This window comes from Flavivirga aquatica (genome assembly GCF_001747085.1).
Taxonomy (GTDB): domain Bacteria; phylum Bacteroidota; class Bacteroidia; order Flavobacteriales; family Flavobacteriaceae; genus Algibacter_C; species Algibacter_C aquatica.
In genome coordinates, this window is sequence record NZ_MDJD01000034.1 from 523,970 (window position 1) to 543,140 (window position 19,171).

18 protein-coding genes are annotated in these 19,171 nt (G+C 29.4%); 9 read left to right on the forward strand and 9 right to left on the reverse strand.

Annotated elements, in window-relative coordinates; translation table 11 throughout:
- Positions 1-73: 73 nt before the first annotated feature.
- A complete protein-coding gene (aroB, locus tag A8C32_RS08405) occupies positions 74-1,141 on the reverse strand; it encodes a 3-dehydroquinate synthase (protein ID WP_069829980.1) in 1,068 nt (355 codons plus the stop codon).
- Positions 1,142-1,237: 96 nt separating this feature from the next.
- Between aroB and A8C32_RS08410 the strand changes: the two genes are divergently transcribed.
- Positions 1,238-2,416 (forward strand): proline dehydrogenase family protein, encoded by a 1,179-nt coding sequence (locus A8C32_RS08410; protein ID WP_069829981.1) that lies wholly within the window; start codon positions 1,238-1,240, stop codon positions 2,414-2,416.
- Here A8C32_RS08410 and A8C32_RS08415 read toward each other — a convergent pair.
- The 4 genes from A8C32_RS08415 to A8C32_RS08430 form a co-directional block, all read right to left on the reverse strand.
- Entirely contained in the window at positions 2,411-3,481 is a 1,071-nt protein-coding gene (locus tag A8C32_RS08415) for a polysaccharide biosynthesis protein (protein WP_069829982.1), read from the reverse strand. The two genes, A8C32_RS08410 and A8C32_RS08415, sit on opposite strands and share 6 nt — an antisense overlap.
- 110 nt (positions 3,482-3,591) lie before the next feature.
- Positions 3,592-4,185 (reverse strand): sugar transferase, encoded by a 594-nt coding sequence (locus A8C32_RS08420; protein ID WP_069829983.1) that lies wholly within the window; start codon positions 4,183-4,185, stop codon positions 3,592-3,594.
- Positions 4,186-4,190: 5 nt separating this feature from the next.
- A complete protein-coding gene (locus A8C32_RS08425; RefSeq protein WP_069829984.1) occupies positions 4,191-4,562 on the reverse strand; it encodes a hypothetical protein in 372 nt (123 codons plus the stop codon).
- A gap of 37 nt (positions 4,563-4,599) precedes the next feature.
- A complete protein-coding gene (locus tag A8C32_RS08430; RefSeq protein WP_069829985.1) occupies positions 4,600-5,799 on the reverse strand; it encodes an alanine dehydrogenase in 1,200 nt (399 codons plus the stop codon).
- Positions 5,800-5,987: 188 nt separating this feature from the next.
- Between A8C32_RS08430 and A8C32_RS08435 the strand changes: the two genes are divergently transcribed.
- Complete coding sequence (locus tag A8C32_RS08435; protein ID WP_069829986.1) at positions 5,988-8,411, forward strand: TonB-dependent receptor domain-containing protein; 2,424 nt, start codon at positions 5,988-5,990, stop codon at positions 8,409-8,411.
- Between the two features lie 663 nt (positions 8,412-9,074).
- Here the strand turns inward: A8C32_RS08435 and A8C32_RS08440 are convergent.
- From A8C32_RS08440 to porX, 4 genes are all read right to left on the reverse strand, one after another.
- A complete protein-coding gene (locus tag A8C32_RS08440; protein WP_240491714.1) occupies positions 9,075-9,503 on the reverse strand; it encodes a hypothetical protein in 429 nt (142 codons plus the stop codon).
- Positions 9,504-9,555: 52 nt separating this feature from the next.
- A complete protein-coding gene (locus tag A8C32_RS20570; RefSeq protein WP_165605812.1) occupies positions 9,556-9,699 on the reverse strand; it encodes a hypothetical protein in 144 nt (47 codons plus the stop codon).
- A gap of 190 nt (positions 9,700-9,889) precedes the next feature.
- Positions 9,890-10,300 (reverse strand): tRNA (adenosine(37)-N6)-threonylcarbamoyltransferase complex ATPase subunit type 1 TsaE, encoded by a 411-nt coding sequence (gene tsaE, locus A8C32_RS08445; protein WP_069829988.1) that lies wholly within the window; start codon positions 10,298-10,300, stop codon positions 9,890-9,892.
- 91 nt (positions 10,301-10,391) lie between these two features.
- Positions 10,392-11,945 (reverse strand): T9SS response regulator signal transducer PorX, encoded by a 1,554-nt coding sequence (gene porX, locus A8C32_RS08450; protein WP_069829989.1) that lies wholly within the window; start codon positions 11,943-11,945, stop codon positions 10,392-10,394.
- Between the two features lie 103 nt (positions 11,946-12,048).
- Here porX and A8C32_RS08455 point away from each other — a divergent pair, with 103 nt between their 5' ends.
- The 7 genes from A8C32_RS08455 to sucD all read left to right on the forward strand — a co-directional run bounded on the left by A8C32_RS08455 (position 12,049) and on the right by sucD (position 19,165).
- Positions 12,049-13,269: an HD domain-containing protein gene (locus tag A8C32_RS08455; protein WP_069829990.1), complete on the forward strand. Its 1,221-nt coding sequence runs from the start codon at positions 12,049-12,051 to the stop codon at positions 13,267-13,269.
- 144 nt (positions 13,270-13,413) lie between these two features.
- On the forward strand, positions 13,414-14,436 hold the full coding sequence (gene lpxD / locus A8C32_RS08460; protein WP_069829991.1) for a UDP-3-O-(3-hydroxymyristoyl)glucosamine N-acyltransferase: 1,023 nt from the start codon (positions 13,414-13,416) through the stop codon (positions 14,434-14,436).
- Complete coding sequence (locus A8C32_RS08465) at positions 14,427-15,833, forward strand: bifunctional UDP-3-O-[3-hydroxymyristoyl] N-acetylglucosamine deacetylase/3-hydroxyacyl-ACP dehydratase (protein ID WP_069829992.1); 1,407 nt, start codon at positions 14,427-14,429, stop codon at positions 15,831-15,833. The genes lpxD and A8C32_RS08465 overlap by 10 nt, the downstream gene beginning before the upstream one ends.
- A 2-nt stretch (positions 15,834-15,835) precedes the next feature.
- Positions 15,836-16,621, forward strand: coding sequence for an acyl-ACP--UDP-N-acetylglucosamine O-acyltransferase (gene lpxA, locus A8C32_RS08470; protein WP_069829993.1), 786 nt, complete (start codon positions 15,836-15,838; stop codon positions 16,619-16,621).
- Between the two features lie 49 nt (positions 16,622-16,670).
- Positions 16,671-17,237: an elongation factor P gene (gene efp, locus A8C32_RS08475; protein WP_069829994.1), complete on the forward strand. Its 567-nt coding sequence runs from the start codon at positions 16,671-16,673 to the stop codon at positions 17,235-17,237.
- A gap of 6 nt (positions 17,238-17,243) precedes the next feature.
- Entirely contained in the window at positions 17,244-18,188 is a 945-nt protein-coding gene (locus tag A8C32_RS08480; protein ID WP_069829995.1) for a UDP-3-O-(3-hydroxymyristoyl)glucosamine N-acyltransferase, read from the forward strand.
- A gap of 104 nt (positions 18,189-18,292) precedes the next feature.
- Positions 18,293-19,165, forward strand: a complete 873-nt coding sequence (gene sucD / locus A8C32_RS08485; RefSeq protein WP_069829996.1) for a succinate--CoA ligase subunit alpha — start codon at positions 18,293-18,295, stop codon at positions 19,163-19,165.
- The last annotated feature ends 6 nt before the right edge of the window (positions 19,166-19,171 follow it).

Here is a 19,171-nt window from a genome sequence, read left to right on the forward strand (position 1 = left end):
TGTATTCAACAAAAAAGCTTAAAATATATTATTTATATTTTAAGCTTTTTTTATAAATTATATTTTGTACTAATTAACTAGCGTAAAATTCAAAAGCATCAATAATAATACTATCATCAACTTGACAATCTATTTTACACTTACCAATTGATTCTAAGAGTACAAAATTAATATTACCATGATTATTCTTTTTGTCATACTTTAATAATTCAATTATAGAAGCATATTCACTTTTATCAATATTCACTTTACCATAGTAATTAATAAATAATTTTTTTATGTTTAAAGTTGTTTGTTTAGGAAATCCGGATAACTCAGTAGATATATAAGCAGCTAAAATCATTCCAACAACAATAGCTTCACCATGTAGTAGAGTCGTTTTATTTTGGTTACTTAAAAAATAAGATTCAATAGCATGACCAAGTGTATGACCAAAATTTAATGTTTTTCGTAAACCATCCTCCTTAGGGTCTTCTTCAACAACATGCTTCTTAATTATTACAGATTCGTAAATTAATTCATCTAAATTGTCTACAGTTAATTTAGATAAATCTTGAAATTTATTCCAATAACCTTCATCACTAATCAATCCATGTTTTAGCATTTCTGCTAATCCAGAGCGCATTTGGTTGGTTGGTAATGTATTTAAGTACTGCGTATCTATAAGTACAAGATTGGCACTACTTATAACTCCAATTTGGTTTTTTAAATGACCTAAATCAACCCCTGTTTTTCCTCCAACAGAAGCATCAACCATTGATAAAAGTGTTGTAGGTACATTAATATATGCAATACCTCTTTTAAATGTGCAAGCAGCAAAACCACCTAAATCTGTTATTACGCCACCACCAATATTAATTAGTAAACTTTTTCTGTCTGCATCTAATTCAGAAAGTGTATTCCAAACACCAACGCAAGTATCTATAGTTTTGTTTATCTCACCAGATTCAATTTCTATAATTTCAATAACGACGTCTGTTTCTAGTCTTTCCAAAAAATATGGTAAGCAATATTGATGCGTATTTTCATCAACTAAAATAAAAATTTTAGAAAAATTATTTTCTTTAAGATGTTCGTTTATAGATGAATAGCACTCTTTGTTAAAATGAATAATGCTATTGTTTGCTGTAATAGAATCCATAGAATAGATGTTGTTTTTTGAGGCTGTGAAATTAAGGAGATTTTATATAAAATGATAACTTAGAGTTAATTATATTTGCGCTAAATTTTGAATATAATGCAAAGAAACAAACAAATTTTTGATAATACCGAAATAGCTTTTTCTTTAAAAAGTGATTCTCAATTGGAAAGAGCTTACTTTTTATTTAAAATGATCTCCATAGAACCTCTGGTGAGAATTGGTACTGCTGCAACTAATTTTGCTATTAAAGCACATTTACCAATTGAAGGTCTTATTAGATCTACAGTATTTGATCATTTTTGTGGAGGAGTTAATGAGGAAGATTGTTTATCTGTTATTGACAAAATGTATCAAAAAGGTGTGAGTTCTGTTTTAGATTATTCTGTTGAAGGAAAAGAAAATGAAGAGGAATTTGCTTCGGCTACAAATAAAGTACTAAAAATTATTGATTTTGCTAAGGAAATTGATGCTATTCCTATAGCTGTTTTTAAGCCAACTGCTTTTGGACGATTTCATTTATACGAAAAAATAAGCGTTGGAGATACGTTAGCTGAAAAGGAGCAAAAAGAATGGAATAAGGTTGTGAACAGGTTTGATAAAGTTTGCAATAAAGCAAAAGAGAATAATGTTGCTGTTTTAATTGATGCTGAAGAGAGTTGGATCCAAGATGCAGCTGATATGTTGGTTACTCAAATGATGCGTAAATATAATACAGAAAAACCTATTGTTTACAATACATTGCAAATGTACAGACATGATAGATTGGATTTTTTAGAGAAAGAACATCAAAAAGCAAAAGAAGGAAAGTATTTTCTTGGTTTTAAGTTGGTGAGAGGGGCATATATGGAAAAAGAAAATGAGAGAGCAGAAGAAAATGGATATAAATCACCTATTTGTGAGAGTAAAAAAGCAACTGATGAAAATTTTAATAGAGGCTTGAATTATATGATTGATAATTTAGATTGCATATCTTTATTTTCAGGAACACATAATGAAGAAAGCTCTTACTTATTAATGCAGTTAATGGAGAGTAAAGGATTAAAAAAGAATGATGATCGTATATGGTTTGGTCAATTATATGGTATGAGTGATCATATTAGTTTTAATTTGGCAGATAGAGGTTACAATGTAGCAAAATACATTCCTTTTGGACCAGTGAAAGATGTGATGCCTTATTTAATAAGGAGAGCAGAAGAGAATACGTCTGTAGCTGGGCAAACAGGAAGAGAATTATCTCTTTTAACAAAAGAAAAAAAGCGCAGAAAAACATTATAAATAACTTTCTAATACAGATTTAATCTCTTTAATAGGAATACTTGGAGTGATATCAAATAGGGGAGTGAAGTCCACTTTTTTTGATACTGTTTTATTTTTTTCTTTAACTAAAAAGACATCTTCACTTTCAGTTGGAATTAGCTTTTCGCTATCCGCAATAATATCTTCATGACGTTTTTCTCCTGGACGCAACCCTGTTGTTTTTATTTCAATGGTTTCTTCTAAATCTTGATATAACGAAATCAATCTTTCTGCGATGTCTATAATTCTAATAGGATTCCCCATATTAAAAGTAAAAATATTACTTTCGACATTATTATAGTTTGCAATTTTTAAAATTAAATAACATGCTTTATGTTTGCTAATAAAGTACCTAGAAATGGTTTTATCTGTTATAGTTAGTGGTTTACCTAATTCAATCTGTTTTTTAAATAAAGGGACTACTGAACCATTTGAGCCTAATATATTACCAAAACGTGTAGTTAAAAACACTGTATTACAGTTTTCGGCCAAATTCACTAAATAATCTTCTGCAATACGTTTAGATATACCCATGACGCTTATAGGTTTTACAGCTTTATCTGTAGAAATAAAAACGAATTTTTTAACCTGATATTTAACAGATAAATCAGCCAATAATTTAGTGCCTAATATGTTAAGCTTGACAGCTTCATAAGGATTAGATTCCATTAAGGGAACATGTTTGTATGCTGCTGTATGAATAACAATAGATGGTTTGTGCGTTTCAAAGAGTCTGTTTAATGATTCTTTTTCGGTAATATTGAGAATTATAAAATCGATATTACTAACATTTTCAAACTCTAAATCTTTGATAAGGCTATATAGTGGTGATTCTGCTACATCAATGAGAATAAGTTTTTTGTAGTTACCAATTGATAATTGTCTTGAAAGCTCACTGCCAATAGAACCAGCTGCACCAGTAATTAAAATAGTTTCGTTAGAAAAATCAAAACTATGCGTATTTTTTTTAGGTTTTCTTTTAAATGGAAATAAGTCAGAATCAAGTAATAATTGGTCTATATAATTGGATGTAGATATGTTCATTAAGGATCTAACTTCTCTTAAATATGTGCATTATAGATGAATTATATATGCAAAGTAGGGATAATTATGATTTAGTCCAAATAGATATTAAAAAGAATAAGTGGTATAATCTACTTAACTATAACTTTAATAACAGTAATAAGTATAAGTTTTAAATCGAAAAAGAAATTCCTTTTTTTTATATATGCTTTGTTATATTTTAATTTATCAGGAATAACGGTATTTATAAAAAATTCTTCAGGGTTTTTGGCTGCTTTTAATAATTCAACCTCGTTTCTGTATTTCAATGAAGCCAGACCAGTTATTCCTGGCCTAACTTGAAATATTTTTATATCATCTTCATTATAAAAATTGACATAATAACGAAGTTCTGGTCTTGGACCAACAAAGCTCATGTCTCCTTTTAAAATATTTATTAATTGAGGAAATTCATCAATTTTATAGCGTCTTAAAAAATAACCTATTTTGGTAATTCTAGAATCATTATTACCAAGTGTTAACAATCCTTTAGTTTCAGATTGTATACGCATAGTTCGAAATTTAAAAATATTGAAATCTTTATTGTTTTTTCCCACCCGACCTTGAATAAATAGAATTGGGCCTCTAGAGTCCAACTTGATTAGCGTAGCTATTATAAGCAAAAAAGGGCTAAGTACTAATAGTCCAATTATAGAAAAAACAAGATCAAAACTACGCTTTATCATTGTTTTTATTCTATTTTAAGATTAGTTATAGTTGCTATACTATCACAATTTTCGACAGTTAAAACAATTTCTTTTTCATTAAGTTCACCTTCGATACTATATATTCCACAAGGTTTTTTTCTAGTATTACTTTTTGAAAAGTTAATATCTCCTTTTTTTAAAATAGTATGTATTCCTACAGAATCAATAGTTTTATTTGTTATATAAATAACAACATCATCACTATATTTAATTTTTTTTGTGCTGATGTTTTTTAAAACCCTTGCATCAAGTCCATAACTACAAGATGTTTTTTTTCCATTTAGGAAGAAAGCTAAAATTATTAATCCAATAGAGAATCCTCCAAGATAATAACCAATACGCTGAATAATTTTCATTTAAAATATTTTGAGGGTAATTAAATAGATGTTTTAATTAAAAAATAAGGAGATTGATGTCACTATAGTTTAAATCAAACCATTCACCTACAGATTTACTTGTTAAAATTCCATGGTAAAAATACAATCCATTTTTTAAACCTCTATCAAATCGCAAAGAATTTTCTATACCACCATCTTCTGCAATTTTTAAAAGATAAGGTGTAAATATGTTACTTATAGAAACTGATGATGTACGAGGGTATCTAGCAGGAATATTAGGAACACAATAATGGACAACATCATGTTTAATAAAGGTAGGGTGTTTGTGCGTAGTAACTTCACTAGTTTCAAAACAGCCACCCATATCTATACTTACGTCTATAATTATAGCCCCTTTTTTCATAAACTCAACCATCGTTTCTGAAACAACAATAGGCGCTCTATTCATCCCTCTTACGGCACCTATAACAACATCGCAGCGTTTTAATGCTTTAGCTAAATTTTTAGGTTGAATTGTAGAAGTAAAAAGAGTACGCCCTAAATGTGTTTGAATACGTCTCAGCTTTGTAATTGAATTATCAAATACCTTAACATTTGCACCTAAACCTATAGAACTTCTTGCTGCAAATTCGCCTACTGTTCCAGCTCCTAATATAACAACTTCCAAAGGAGGTACACCGCTAATGTTACCAAACATTAACCCATTTCCGCCTTTAGTATCTGATAATAGTTCTGAAGCTATTAATACAGAAGCAGTTCCAGCAATTTCACTCAACGATTTTACTGCAGGATAAGTGCCATCTGTATCCATAATAAACTCAAAAGCAAGTGCAGTGATACGCTTAGAAGCCAAAGCTTCAAAGTATTTTTTAGTTTGTGTTTTTATCTGTAGAGCAGAAATTAATATGGTTTGCGGATTTATAAGTTTTATTTGATCTTGGCTTGGGGGTTCAACTTTAAGTATCATTGGACACGAAAATACTTTTGCTGTATCTTTTGTTATTTCCGCACCAGCTTCACTATAATCTTTGTCGCTAAAATTAGCACCATTTCCTGCACCAGATTCAAGTAATACTTTATGTCCATTAGTAACTAATGCAGATACAGCGTCTGGTGTTAAGCAAACACGTTTTTCTTGAAAAGCAGTTTCCTTTGGTATACCAATAAATAGTTCTCCTTTTTTCTTAAATATTTCAAGAGTTTCTTCTTGAGGCAAAAGTTGTTGTCTTGTAAAAGGTGAAAGTGACTTTGACATAGTAAATAAATTAAAAAATCAAATTACAAAATTTTTTATAAATGTAATGTAAACTAAATAATAATTGATTGATATTATAAGTATAGATCTAACATCTTAATTAATAAAAAAAATAAATGATCAAAATACTTCTTTTCGTACAATATATTTTAAATTAATTATCCTAATTTTGTATAACAGGTTAAAATATGATTAAAAAATTTTTATATTTATATATTTCTTTATTTTCATTAGTATGTATCTCTCAAGAGTTTGGCATAAAGGGAAATTTAAAAGATATTAATAATCAACCAATAGTTTACGCTAATACTACCTTAATAAATACAGAAAATTCCTTACCTATTGCAGGGACAACTACCAACGAATCAGGAGATTTTGTAATAGACAAAATTAAAACAGGAAATTACCTTTTAAAGATTAGTTTTCTTGGGTTTAAAACTTTTACTAAACAAGTCAGGTTAGATAGAAATATTAATTTTAACACCATCATACTAGAAGAAAATTTACACGAGCTTAAAGGAGTGACTATAGTTGCTAAAAAACCTACAATAGAACGGATGGTTGATAGATTAGTATTTAATGTGGAAAACTCAACATTATCAAACAACAATGTTTTAGATGTACTGAAACATACACCAGGGGTATTGCTACATAATAATGCAATTACAATAAAACAATCAATACCAACTGTTTATATTAATGATAGAAGAATTCATTTATCCCCTAATGAAGTACAGCAACTTTTAGAGAATACTCCTGCAAACAATATAAAATCTATAGAAGTAATGACCAATCCTCCTGCTAAATATGAAGCAGAAGGAGGAAGTGTTCTTAATATTATAACAAGTAAAAATATAATTGCTGGTTATAATGGAAGTGTTTTTGGAAATTATAAGCAAGGCTCTAAATTCCCTAAATATTCATTTGGCACGAGTCATTTTTTCAAAACCAAAAAGCTTAACACTTACTTAAGCTATAATATCAACCCTAAAAAAGAATATAGAGATAATGAGGAGTTTGTCAATTTCATTAATGATGGTAAAATTAGATCAAGCTGGGAAACAGATTATAAAAAAATCCGTAAGTCATCTAACCAAAATATTAATGCCAATATTGATTATGAATTAAATGATAGTAATATTCTGGGTTTTTCAACCAGTATGTTAATTATCCCTAGAAATAACACGAAAACAGGAATAAACTCATCTACTAAAGCTTATAGTGTAAATAAAACCTTAGACTCAATATTTAATACAGTTAATAAGTCTGTAAATGAAACTTTTAATTTAGCTTTTACATTAGATTATATACACAAATTTAAAAATAAAGGAGAGAAGCTATCTGCTAGCCTACATCATACAAATTATGATTTTTCAAACTTTCAAGATGTAAAAACAGGCTATTTTCTACCCAACATTGATACAACGTTTAGAAATAATGAATTTCAAACCTTCTCGAGTCAGGAAATAAAATTATATACAGGGCAAGCAGATTATGAGCTCCCAATTAATAAATCATCACAGTTTGAAGCAGGTCTTAAAATATCTAATATAAAATCTAAAAGTATTTTAAATCAGTTTATTTTTGAGAACGATATTAAATTAGAAGATTTAGATAATTCAGATGTTTTTTTATATCATGAAACTAATTACGCTGCTTATTTAAGTTATTCCAAAAATTGGAATAAATGGAGTTTAAAATCAGGATTAAGATTTGAATTGACAAATATTAAAAGTAATTCACTATCAACTAGTCAAATAAATAACAATGATTATTTGAAAGTTTTCCCGTCAATACATGTCTTAAATAGAATAAACGAAAACAATGAAATATATTTTAGTTATAATAAGCGGATTCATCGCCCTAGGTATAGTCAATTAAATCCTTATAAGTTTTTTTTAAATGACTATACTTATACAATAGGAGACCCTAATTTGAAACCCCAAGTAGATGATGTTTTTACTTTAGGTTATACCTTTAATGAAATATACACATTTGAGTTCTATTATCGATATGAAAAAGATCCTGCAATACAAGTAGCATTTCAGGATAATAATAATAATTTATTAAAATATATAAGTACTAATATAAACAAGAGTTTTTCATATGGTTTAGATTTTTCCACTAATGCAAGAATTACTAATCGATGGAATTTGAATATATTATCTTCAGTGTTCAATTATGATAACCATTTTATAGCTTTAGAAAGTAATAATACTTTAGAGAAGAACAGCAAATGGTCTTTATATACACAAATAACAAATAATATAAACTTCTTAAAAAATAAGAGTTTAATAATGGATATATCATACCTATACATTTCACCATATGCAGAAGGCCCTACTATTGTTGGTACTAGGTCTCAGTTAGATATAAGCTTACTTAAGACTTTATGGAAGTCTAGGGCATCTATAAGTATTGGGGTAACAGATGTTTTTAATATTAATAAATTAACCAATACTAATAAATATTTAAATCAAGATGTATTTTTTAAATCTAAAGAAGAAACAAGATTGCTTGTTTTTGGGTTTAATTATAAATTTGGTAATTCAAAATTAAAGAATAACAAAAAAGAAATCGATTCAAATGAGCGGGATAGGCTTTCAGATTAAATATAGTTAAATCAAAATATAAAACGTCATAATTTTACATATAAAAAAAGTTCATCAGTAGTACAATTAAATTTTCTTCTTATGCTTTTAGCTTGTACTCATTTCTTTTCAATTAGATTTAAACCAGAGCTATAATGGAGATAGAAACTCAACTATTCTATAACTTTTCATTGTATCGTCCCTTTTGTGAAAAGTTGTATTATCAAGTACTATAACAGCATTCTTTGGGATGCTTTGTAGTAGTTCTTGAGTAAGTCAAGCATAAAATATATTTGCATTGATGTAAATTTTGAACAAACAAATATTAAACAATTTAAAATCGCTTATTCCACCAATATTATTTATTTTACCTCTAGCATGCCAATCTTTACTTGCATAACATCGTTGCCCTTTTTTGCAATAACCTCTATCTCTTGAAGCATCCACTGCTAAACCACTTCCTCTTTAACATTATTGTACAAAGATTCCATATCTATCTTTGTAAAGAGCTTGTTGCGTTTAATCTTTGGCTCAATACGCTTTTCTACCTAAAAAGAGTTCTAATAAGGGATAGGATAGATAACTTAATTCTTGAAAGATAAGGTTATCTTTTTGCTTTACTTTTAAATACTTGTCGTTCGGAAATTATAATAAATATTACAAATTATAATGATTTAACTATAGTTAAAAATATTCTTTTATTTTACCCCAAAAGTTTTTTGGAGTCAGCTTGAATTCTTCCTCTAATTCTTCAAAAGATTTGTTTTCAGAATTAATTTTATTAAAAATCTGTGCTCGTATTAAATAAATTGAAGGTATTGTTATAGCCATTATTGGAATTAAATAAACCAATTGATTTGAATCTATAGACTCTATATCTTTATTTAAAATAACATATGTTTGGTATATATACATTGCTATAGGGACTAACAAAGCATGATACCACCAATGTTTACATGTAAAAAACCACAAAAAGAAAAGATAAAGAGGTATCATTTTCCCTGTTAAAACCCACATAGCAACATTAGCACTTTCAAAAAAACCGCTATTGTATATAAAGAAGAAAGTGTTCCAAGTTTTGGTATCTGGAACACTTTCATGTAAATAAAACAAATAAGGGGTTATCGCTATTAAAGTAGCAATAACACTACCTATTAATAGGTTTCTATTTATTTGGGTTTTTAATTTTCTTTTTTGGAGGTGCTTCTTCTGTTTGTTGATCATCTTGATTTACTGCGTTGGCTGCATATGTTGTAAAAAACATACCACAAACAATAGCTAACGTAATTAAGTGCTTTTTTGTTCTCATTTTTATAGGGATTTAAATTAATTAATATCCCAAATTTAGAGAAAGACTGTATTGAAGAATCAGGTAAAATGTTAAAAAAATGTTAAAAACATTGTTTTTTAAAAATCATGTTGTGGGTTTCCCGTAAAACTTCAAAAATTAGTACTTTTTACTGTATGCTAGCACTTTAAATTAGCTATTTTTGATTGATTTAACTATGATTCATTTTTAAAATTCTATTGTCTTTATTATTTAGTTCTATGGTTATTTTGTCATAATCATTATATAAGATAGATTCTATTTTTTCCGGCCATTCTATTAATTTCCAGTTATTTGAGTCCAAGTAATCTTCAATTCCAAAATTATAAGCTTCTTCAACATCACTTATTCTATACAAATCGAAATGATATATTTTTTGATCATCCAGTTTGTATTCATTTACAATTGAAAAAGTAGGACTACTAACTTCGTCAGAACTGCCCAAAACATTTACTATTGTTTTTATAAGTGTGGTTTTACCAACCCCCATATCACCATAAAATAATAAGGTTTTTGTTTTTGCATTTTTTATGAGTTGCTTCGCAACTTGCTTAACCTCATTTAGTTCGTAACTTATCTCCAAGCTATAATGAATTTATATTTAATAATAGTAAAACTAGTTAAAAAAAATGACAAAAAATACACTTTGTCGATGTTTTTTGTGTTTAAAGGAGTTATTTAGGATTAAATACAACAAAAGGTATAACCATTTCTTCAAGCGATACCCCTCCATGCTGGTAAGTATTACGGAAATAACTTACATAATGATTGTAATTATTAGGATATGCAAAAAATAAATCATTTTTCGCAAAAATATAAGAGCTACTCATATTTATAGATGGTAAATGCACTTCTTTTGGGTCTTTAGCCACAAGAACATCTTTGTTTTCGTAAGTTAAGCTTCTTCCTGTTTTGTAACGTAAGTTTAAACTTGTATCTCTATCTCCAATAACCTTCGAAGGGTTTTTTACATTAATAGTTCCATGATCTGTAGTCAAAATTAATTTAAAATCTAATTGTTGTGCATGTTGAATCATTTCTAAAAGTGGTGAATTCTTAAACCAACTTAAAGTTAAAGATCTGTAGGCTTTATCATTTGAAGCTAATTCTTTAACAACTTCCATTTCTGTTTTCGAATGAGAAAGCATATCAACGAAATTATAAACAATCACGGTTAAATCGTTGTTTTTTAAAGATTTGAAATTATCTGCTAATTTTTTACCTGTTTTTAGATTAGTTATCTTATGGTAGTCATGATTTAGATTATCTAGACCTAATCGTTTCATTTGGGCTTTTAAAAAATCAGCTTCATGTAAATTTTTACCACCTTCATCTGTATCATTCTTCCAGTATTCTGGATACAATTTCTCCATATCACTAGGCATTAATCCAGAAAAAATAGCATTACGAGCATATTGCGTTGCAGTAGGTAAGATGCTACAAAACACTTCTTCTTTTTCTTTTTTATAATAATTATTAATTATAGGTTCAAAAACCTTCCATTGGTCGTAACGCAAATTATCAATAACTATCAAAACTGTTGGTTGTTCTTTATTAATCTCAGGTACTATTTTCTCTTTAAATAAAGTATGAGACATTATAGGAGATTCTGTATGTGGCTTAAACCAATCTGCATAATTTTTCTCGATAAACTTTCCAAACTGTGTATTAGCCTCATTTTTTTGTGATTCTAAGATCTCGAACATACCAGCATCCTCAATATCTTCTAGCTGAATTTCCCAATATACCAGCTTTTGATATAGACTAAACCATTCTTCATAACTATTTACCATAGATAAATCCATCGCAATTTTTCTAAATTCTTGCTGATAGTTTGAAGTCGTTTTTTCTGAAACCAATCTAGAATTATCTAAATTCTTTTTTAAACTTAATAAGATTTGATTTGGGTTTACAGGTTTTATTAAATAGTCCGCTATTTTATTACCAATAGCTTCTTCCATAATATATTCTTCTTCACTTTTTGTAATCATTACAACAGGAAGATTATCTTGTTTCTCTTTAATTTCATTTAAAGTTTCAAGGCCTGTAAGTCCAGGCATGTTTTCATCTAAGAATACAATATCAAAGTTTTTTTCATCTAAAATATCAATAGCTTCAGTACCACTTTTACATGTAGTTACTTTATAATTCTTTTTTTTAAGAAATAAAATGTGAGGTTTTAATAAGTCAATTTCATCATCTACCCAAAGTATTTGTATTATATTCATTTAAAGTATTTTTACAACCGTTATTGTTAATTTATTTAATATTGCGCTCTTGTAAACGACATATAATTATATTTGTGTTTACTAAAACCTTAACTTTTAAAGTTTGAACAAACTTAAAATATTAAACGACCCAATTTACGGATTTATTACTATTCCTAGTTCTCTCATTTTTGATTTAATTCAACATAAATATTTTCAGCGATTACGAAGAATTACACAAATGGGCATGTCCTATTTGGTATATCCTGGAGCGCATCACACAAGATTTCATCATGCAATAGGATGTGTTCATTTAATGCAACAAGCTATTAATGTACTTCGTTTTAAAGGTGTTACAATATCTGAAGAGGAAGAAACAGGACTTCATATAGCTATTTTACTACATGATATTGGTCACGGTCCATTCTCTCATGCTATGGAGCATAGCATAGTAAATAATGTCTCTCATGAAGAGATTTCATTACTTTTTATGGAACGTTTAAATAAAGAATTTAACGGAACTTTAACGCTTGCCATTCAGATTTTTAAAGGAGACTACCCAAGAAAGTTTATGTACCAACTTATTTCAGGACAATTGGATATGGATAGAGCCGATTATTTAAAACGTGATAGTTTTTACACTGGTGTAGCAGAAGGCAATATAAATAGTGAGCGCTTAATTACTATGCTAAATGTAGTCGATGATGATTTAGTAGTGGAAGAAAAAGGAATATATAGTGTCGAAAAATTTATTATAGCTAGACGCTTAATGTATTGGCAAGTCTATTTACATAAAACAGGTTTAGTCGCAGAACAGTTATTAATTAGAGTTTTAAAAAGAGCTAAGGAGCTATTCGATAATGGACATGAATTACAAGCTAGCGATGCGCTTCTATATTTTTTGAAAAATAAAATATCTCTTGATCATTTTAATGATGACACTCTCGATGTTTTTGCTCAATTAGATGATTATGATATTGTATCTGCTATGAAATATTGGCAATATCAAGATGACTTTGTACTTAGAAATTTAAGTAAAATGATAATTAATAGAAATTTACTTAAAATAAAATTGAAAAATAAATCAATAAAAGAATCAAGTTTAAAAAAGCATACTACTACTTTAATGAATACACATAAAATCACTAAAGCAGAAGCCGAATATTTTGTATTTACGGGTAGTATTTCAAATCAAGCTTATCAGTTAAAAACCAAACGTATAAATATATTACATAAGTCAGGAAAAGTTGAAGATATTGTTAAAGCTTCAGATCAATTAAACCTTAAAGCTTTATCTAAAACAGTTACTAAATATTATATATGTTACCCAAAGGAAACATTATAATGCCATTTTTTTCAACATTAATATAATAGTAGTTTAAGTTACTACAAACTGTTCTTAAAAACAATAAGCATGAGTACATGAAAAACTTTAGTACATTTTTCCTATTTTTGCCTGAATCAAACAAAAAACAACAAATTTTTAAGTGTGAAATTTACAGCACAACAAATAGCAGGAATCTTAGATGGTGATGTAGTAGGAAACCCTGATGTTGAAGTTTCAAAACTTTCTAAAATCGAAGAAGGTTTCGAAGGGTCTTTAACATTTTTAGCAAATCCTAAATACACACCTCACATATATAAAACTGAGGCATCCATTACTATAGTAAATAAAACCTTTGTTCCTGAAAATAACATAAGAACAACATTAATTAAAGTTGAAGACGCTTATTTAGCCTTTTCAAAAATTTTAGAATATTATAACTCAGTTAAGTTTATAAAGGTAGGAGTAGAACAACCTTCATTTGTTTCAGAGTCTACTATACATGGCGAAAATCTATATATAGGTGCATTTAGTTATATTGGAGACAATGTCACTTTAGGAGATAATGTTAAAATATTTCCTAATGCATATATAGGTGATAATGTAGTACTTGGTAATAATACTATTATCTTTTCTGGAGCTAAAGTTTATTCAGATACACTTATTGGTGAAAACTGTGTGATAAACTCTGGTGCTATAATTGGTGCAGATGGGTTTGGTTTTGCTCCTAATGATGAAGGTGGTTATAGTAAAATCCCGCAAATAGGAAATGTTATTATTGAGGATTATGTTGATATAGGAGCCGCTACCACTATAGATAGAGCTACAATGGGGTCTACTATAATAAGAGCGGGCGTGAAGTTAGATAATCAAATTCAAATAGCACATAACGTAGAAATTGGTAAGAATACAGTAATCGCTGCCCAATCTGGAGTAGCAGGTTCTACAAGAATTGGAGAAAACTGCCAAATAGGAGGACAAGTTGGTATTGCAGGACATATTACTATTGGTGATAATGTTAGAATACAAGCTCAATCGGGTATAGGCAGAAATGTAAAAGATAATGAAATGCTACAAGGCTCCCCTGCAATAAAACTAAGTGATTATAATAAGGCGTATGTTCATTTTAAAAACCTACCCCAAATTGTTAAAAACATCAACGATTTAGAAAAAAATAAATGGGAATAGTTAATACTCAAATTAAACAAAAAACCATTAAAGAAGAAATTTCTTTAAAAGGTGTTGGGCTACATACTGGTAAAGACGTAACCTTAACTTTCAAACCCTCTACGGCTAATTCTGGATTTGCTTTTAAACGAGTAGATTTAGAAGGAGAACCATTAATTGAAGCAGATGCAAATTATGTAACTAACACTCAACGCGGTACTTGTTTAGAGAAAAATGGAGTTGTAATACAGACTTCAGAACATGTGCTTGCTGCATTAGTGGGGTTAGATGTTGATAATGTTATTATTGAACTAAATGCCTCTGAGCCTCCAATTATGGATGGATCTTCTAAGTTTTTTGTTGAAGCTATTGAAAAAGCAGGAGTTGTAGAACTTGATGTATATAGAGAAGAGTTTGTTATTACAGATATAGTTTCATACACAGATGAAGAATCTGGGAGTGAAATTTTAGTAATGCCATCTAAAGAGTATCAAATTACTACTATGGTAGATTTTGGTACTAAAGTTTTGGGTACTCAAAATGCAACGCTAAATCATGTTTCAGATTTCAAAAAAGACATAGCAGATTCACGTACATTTAGTTTTTTGCATGAAATTGAAATGCTTTTAGAGCATGGTTTAATAAAAGGAGGTGATTTAAATAATGCCATTGTTTATGTTGATAAAGCATTATCTCCAGAGACTATGGAAAAATTAAGAGTTGCTTTTAATAAAGACTCTATAGCGGTTAAGCCAAATGGTATATTAGATAATTTAACACTACACCACCCAAATGAAGCTGCTAGACATAAATTACTGGATGTTTTAGGCGATTTGGCGCTTATAAGAACACGAATTCGTGGAAAAGTTATAGCTAACAAACCAGGGCATTTTGTAAATACGCAGTTTGCAAAAAAACTATCTAAAATAATAAAGAATGCACGTCGTAACCATGTGCCAAGTATAAATTTGAATGAAGCACCCTTAATGGATGTTAATCAAATTATGGCTATGCTACCTCATAGACAACCATTTTTACTTATAGATAAGGTTTTTGAACTAAGTGAAAACCATGTCATTGCTACCAAGAATGTCACGATGAATGAAGAGTTCTTTAAAGGTCATTTTCCAGGTGCTCCAGTTATGCCAGGAGTTTTAATTGTTGAAGCAATGGCACAAACAGGAGGTATCTTAGTTTTAAATACTGTTCCGGATCCAGAGAATTATTTAACATTTTTTATGAAAATGGATAATGTTAAGTTTAAACAGAAAGTTGTTCCTGGAGACACTTTAATATTCAAATGTTCGTTAATTACACCAATTCGTCGTGGTATTTGCCACATGCAAGGTTATGCTTATGCTAATGGAAAACTTTGTGCAGAAGCAGAATTAATGGCTCAAATCTCAAAAGTAAAATAAATATGAACCAACCGTTGGCATACGTGCACCCTGGTGCAAAAATTGCAAAAAATGTAGTTATAGAACCATTTGCTACTATACATAACAATGTGATAATAGGAGAAGGTTCTTGGATAGGAAGCAATGTAACCATTATGGAAGGTGCTCGTATTGGAAAGAATTGTAATATTTTTCCAGGATCAGTCATTTCTGCAGTTCCTCAAGATTTAAAATACAATGATGAAGATACAACTGTAGAAATTGGAGATAATGTAACCATTAGAGAATGTGTTACTATCAATAGAGGAACAGTAGATAGAATGAAAACTGTTATTGGAAATAATTGTTTAATAATGGCTTATTGTCATGTTGCACATGATTGTATAGTAGGAAACAATTGTATTTTTTCAAATAACAGTACACTTGCGGGACATATAACTATAGGAGATTATGTCGTATTAGCTGGTATGACAGCTGTACATCAATTTGTATCTATAGGGAATCATGCCTTTGTAACTGGAGGATCTTTGGTTAGAAAAGATGTACCTCCTTATGTAAAAGCAGCTAGAGAACCTTTATCTTATGTTGGCATTAATTCAGTGGGATTAAGAAGACGAGGATATACAACCGAAAAAATAAGAGAAATTCAAAATATTTTCAGAATACTCTATCAAAAAAATTATAATAATACTCAAGCTTCAGAAATTATTGAAGCAGAAATGGAAGCAACACATGAGCGTGATGAAATTCTTCAATTCATAAAGAATTCGCATCGAGGTATTATGAAAGGATATTTTAAATCTAATTAAAAATAAGAATTTTATTTATAAAATAAGAATCTTTACAATTAACAAAACTATGGCAAGTACATCAGATATTAGAAATGGATTATGTATTAAATATAATCACGATATTTATAAAATTATTGAGTTTTTACATGTAAAACCAGGTAAAGGTCCTGCGTTTGTAAGAACCAAATTAAAAAGTGTAACAAATGGAAAAGTAATTGATAATACGTTTTCTGCGGGGCATAAATTGGAAGATGTACGTGTAGAAACACATAAATTTCAGTTTTTGTATAATGATGGTGATTACTATCATTTCATGAATACAGAAGATTATACTCAAATCCAATTAGTAGAAGCAGCACTTGATAACCCTGGATTAATGAAAGAAGGTGAAGTTGTTACGGTTATAATTAACTCTGAAGATAATATGCCACTTTCTGTTGAAATGCCTGCAAGTGTTATTTTAGAAGTTACCGCTACAGAACCTGGTGTTAAAGGAAATACAGCAACTAATGCTACAAAACCAGCTACTGTAGAAACTGGAGCAACTGTAAATGTCCCTTTATTTATTAATGAAGGAGATAAAATAAAAGTTGAAACAGAAAAAGGAACGTATAAAGAACGTATTAAAGAATAATTTCTATTGAAATTTCCAAAACCATATACTTTAAATGAAATTGCACAATTAATTGATTGCAATTTTGTTGGTGATGATAATTTTCCAGTTTTAGGTATAAATGAAATTCATGTTGTAGAGTCAGGAGACATCGTATTTGTCGATCACCCTAAATATTATGATAAGGCTTTAGAATCAGCAGCTACTATTATTTTAATTAATAAGAAAGTAGAATGCCCTAAAGGAAAAGCGCTTCTTATTAGTGACGACCCTTTTAGAGATTTTAACAAACTTACTAATCATTTTAAGCCGTTTAAACCTGCTAATAATCAAATTTCAGAGACAGCCAAAATAGGAGTGAATACTATAATTCAGCCTAATTCATTTATAGGTCATAATGTTATTATAGGAGATAATTGTATCATTCATTCTAATGTTAGTATTTATGATGATGCCATTATTGGAAATAATGTTACTATTCACTCTGGTAGTGTATTAGGGGCTAATGCTTTTTATTATAAAAAAAGGGCAGAAGGCTATGATCGATTAAAATCTTGTGGGCGTGTTGTTCTTGAAGATCATGTAGATATTGGTGCTTCATGTACTATAGATAGAGGGGTTACAGCGAATACTAGGATTAAAGAAGGAACAAAAATAGATAACCAAGTTCAAATTGGGCATGATACAGTAATTGGTAAGAAATGCTTAATAGCATCTCAGGTAGGTATTGCTGGTTGTGTAATTATTGAAGATGAAGTTACTATTTGGGGTCAGGTAGGTGTAACTAGTGGAATTACTATTGGAGAAAAAGCAGTTATTTCTGCAAAAGCAGGAGTAAGTAAATCGTTAGAAGGAGGAAAAAGTTATTTTGGTATTCCTGCTGACGATTTTCGTACAAAATATAAAGAAATCGCTTCAATAAGAAAGATTCCTGAAATATTAGAAAAATTAAAACAAAGTGAAAAATTATAGTGTTGATTTTTTATTAAAATAAAACAATTTTTTACTTTAAAAATATAATACAAAAAATTACTTTTGTTAAGTAAAGTAATATAAACAAAGACAAATAATCTTCTATGAGCGTTTTAGTAAACAAAGATTCAAAAATAATAGTTCAAGGTTTTACAGGTAGTGAAGGTACTTTTCACGCAAGTCAAATGATTGAATATGGAACAAATGTAGTTGGAGGTGTTACACCTGGTAAAGGTGGGCAAACTCACTTAGACAAACCTGTTTTTAACACAGTATTAGAGGCTGTCAATGAAGTGGATGCAGATACGACTATTATTTTTGTACCACCAGCATTTGCTGCTGATGCTATTATGGAAGCTGCTGATGCAGGTATAAAAGTTATCATTACAATAACAGAAGGTATTCCTGTTGCAGACATGATTACAGCTTCAAGTTATATTAAAGATAAAGATTGTCGTTTAATAGGACCTAATTGCCCAGGAGTGATTACACCAGGAGAGGCAAAAGTTGGTATTATGCCAGGTTTTGTTTTTAAACAAGGTAAAGTAGGTATTGTTTCTAAATCGGGGACACTAACTTACGAGGCAGCTGATCAAGTTGTAAAACAAGGGTTAGGAATCACTACTGCTATTGGTATTGGTGGAGATCCAATTATTGGAACAACAACAAAAGAAGCGGTTGAATTATTAATTAATGATCCAGAAACAGAAGCAGTTGTTATGATTGGTGAAATTGGAGGTCAATTAGAAGCAGACGCTGCTAACTGGTATAAATCTAGTGGAAGCACAAAACCTGTAGTTGGTTTTATTGCAGGAGAAACTGCACCGGCAGGTCGTACAATGGGACATGCAGGAGCTATTGTTGGAGGTAGTGATGATACTGCACAAGCAAAAAAGAAAATAATGAAAGCTTGTGGTATTCATGTAGTAGATTCACCTGCTGAGATAGGTAAGAAAATAGCAGAAGTATTAGCTTAATACATT

Bases quoted from the DNA above. Each gene is read 5' to 3' on its own strand.
- aroB (WP_069829980.1), bottom strand. From the start codon at position 1,141: ATGGATTCTATTACAGCAAACAATAGCATTATTCATTTTAACAAAGAG.
- A8C32_RS08410 (WP_069829981.1), top strand. From the start codon at position 1,238: ATGCAAAGAAACAAACAAATTTTTGATAATACCGAAATAGCTTTTTCT.
- A8C32_RS08415 (WP_069829982.1), bottom strand. From the start codon at position 3,481: ATGAACATATCTACATCCAATTATATAGACCAATTATTACTTGATTCT.
- A8C32_RS08420 (WP_069829983.1), bottom strand. From the start codon at position 4,185: ATGATAAAGCGTAGTTTTGATCTTGTTTTTTCTATAATTGGACTATTA.
- A8C32_RS08425 (WP_069829984.1), bottom strand. From the start codon at position 4,562: ATGAAAATTATTCAGCGTATTGGTTATTATCTTGGAGGATTCTCTATT.
- A8C32_RS08430 (WP_069829985.1), bottom strand. From the start codon at position 5,799: ATGTCAAAGTCACTTTCACCTTTTACAAGACAACAACTTTTGCCTCAA.
- A8C32_RS08435 (WP_069829986.1), top strand. From the start codon at position 5,988: ATGATTAAAAAATTTTTATATTTATATATTTCTTTATTTTCATTAGTA.
- A8C32_RS20570 (WP_165605812.1), bottom strand. From the start codon at position 9,699: ATGAGAACAAAAAAGCACTTAATTACGTTAGCTATTGTTTGTGGTATG.
- porX (WP_069829989.1), bottom strand. From the start codon at position 11,945: ATGAATATAATACAAATACTTTGGGTAGATGATGAAATTGACTTATTA.
- A8C32_RS08465 (WP_069829992.1), top strand. From the start codon at position 14,427: ATGGGAATAGTTAATACTCAAATTAAACAAAAAACCATTAAAGAAGAA.
- lpxA (WP_069829993.1), top strand. From the start codon at position 15,836: ATGAACCAACCGTTGGCATACGTGCACCCTGGTGCAAAAATTGCAAAA.
- efp (WP_069829994.1), top strand. From the start codon at position 16,671: ATGGCAAGTACATCAGATATTAGAAATGGATTATGTATTAAATATAAT.
- sucD (WP_069829996.1), top strand. From the start codon at position 18,293: ATGAGCGTTTTAGTAAACAAAGATTCAAAAATAATAGTTCAAGGTTTT.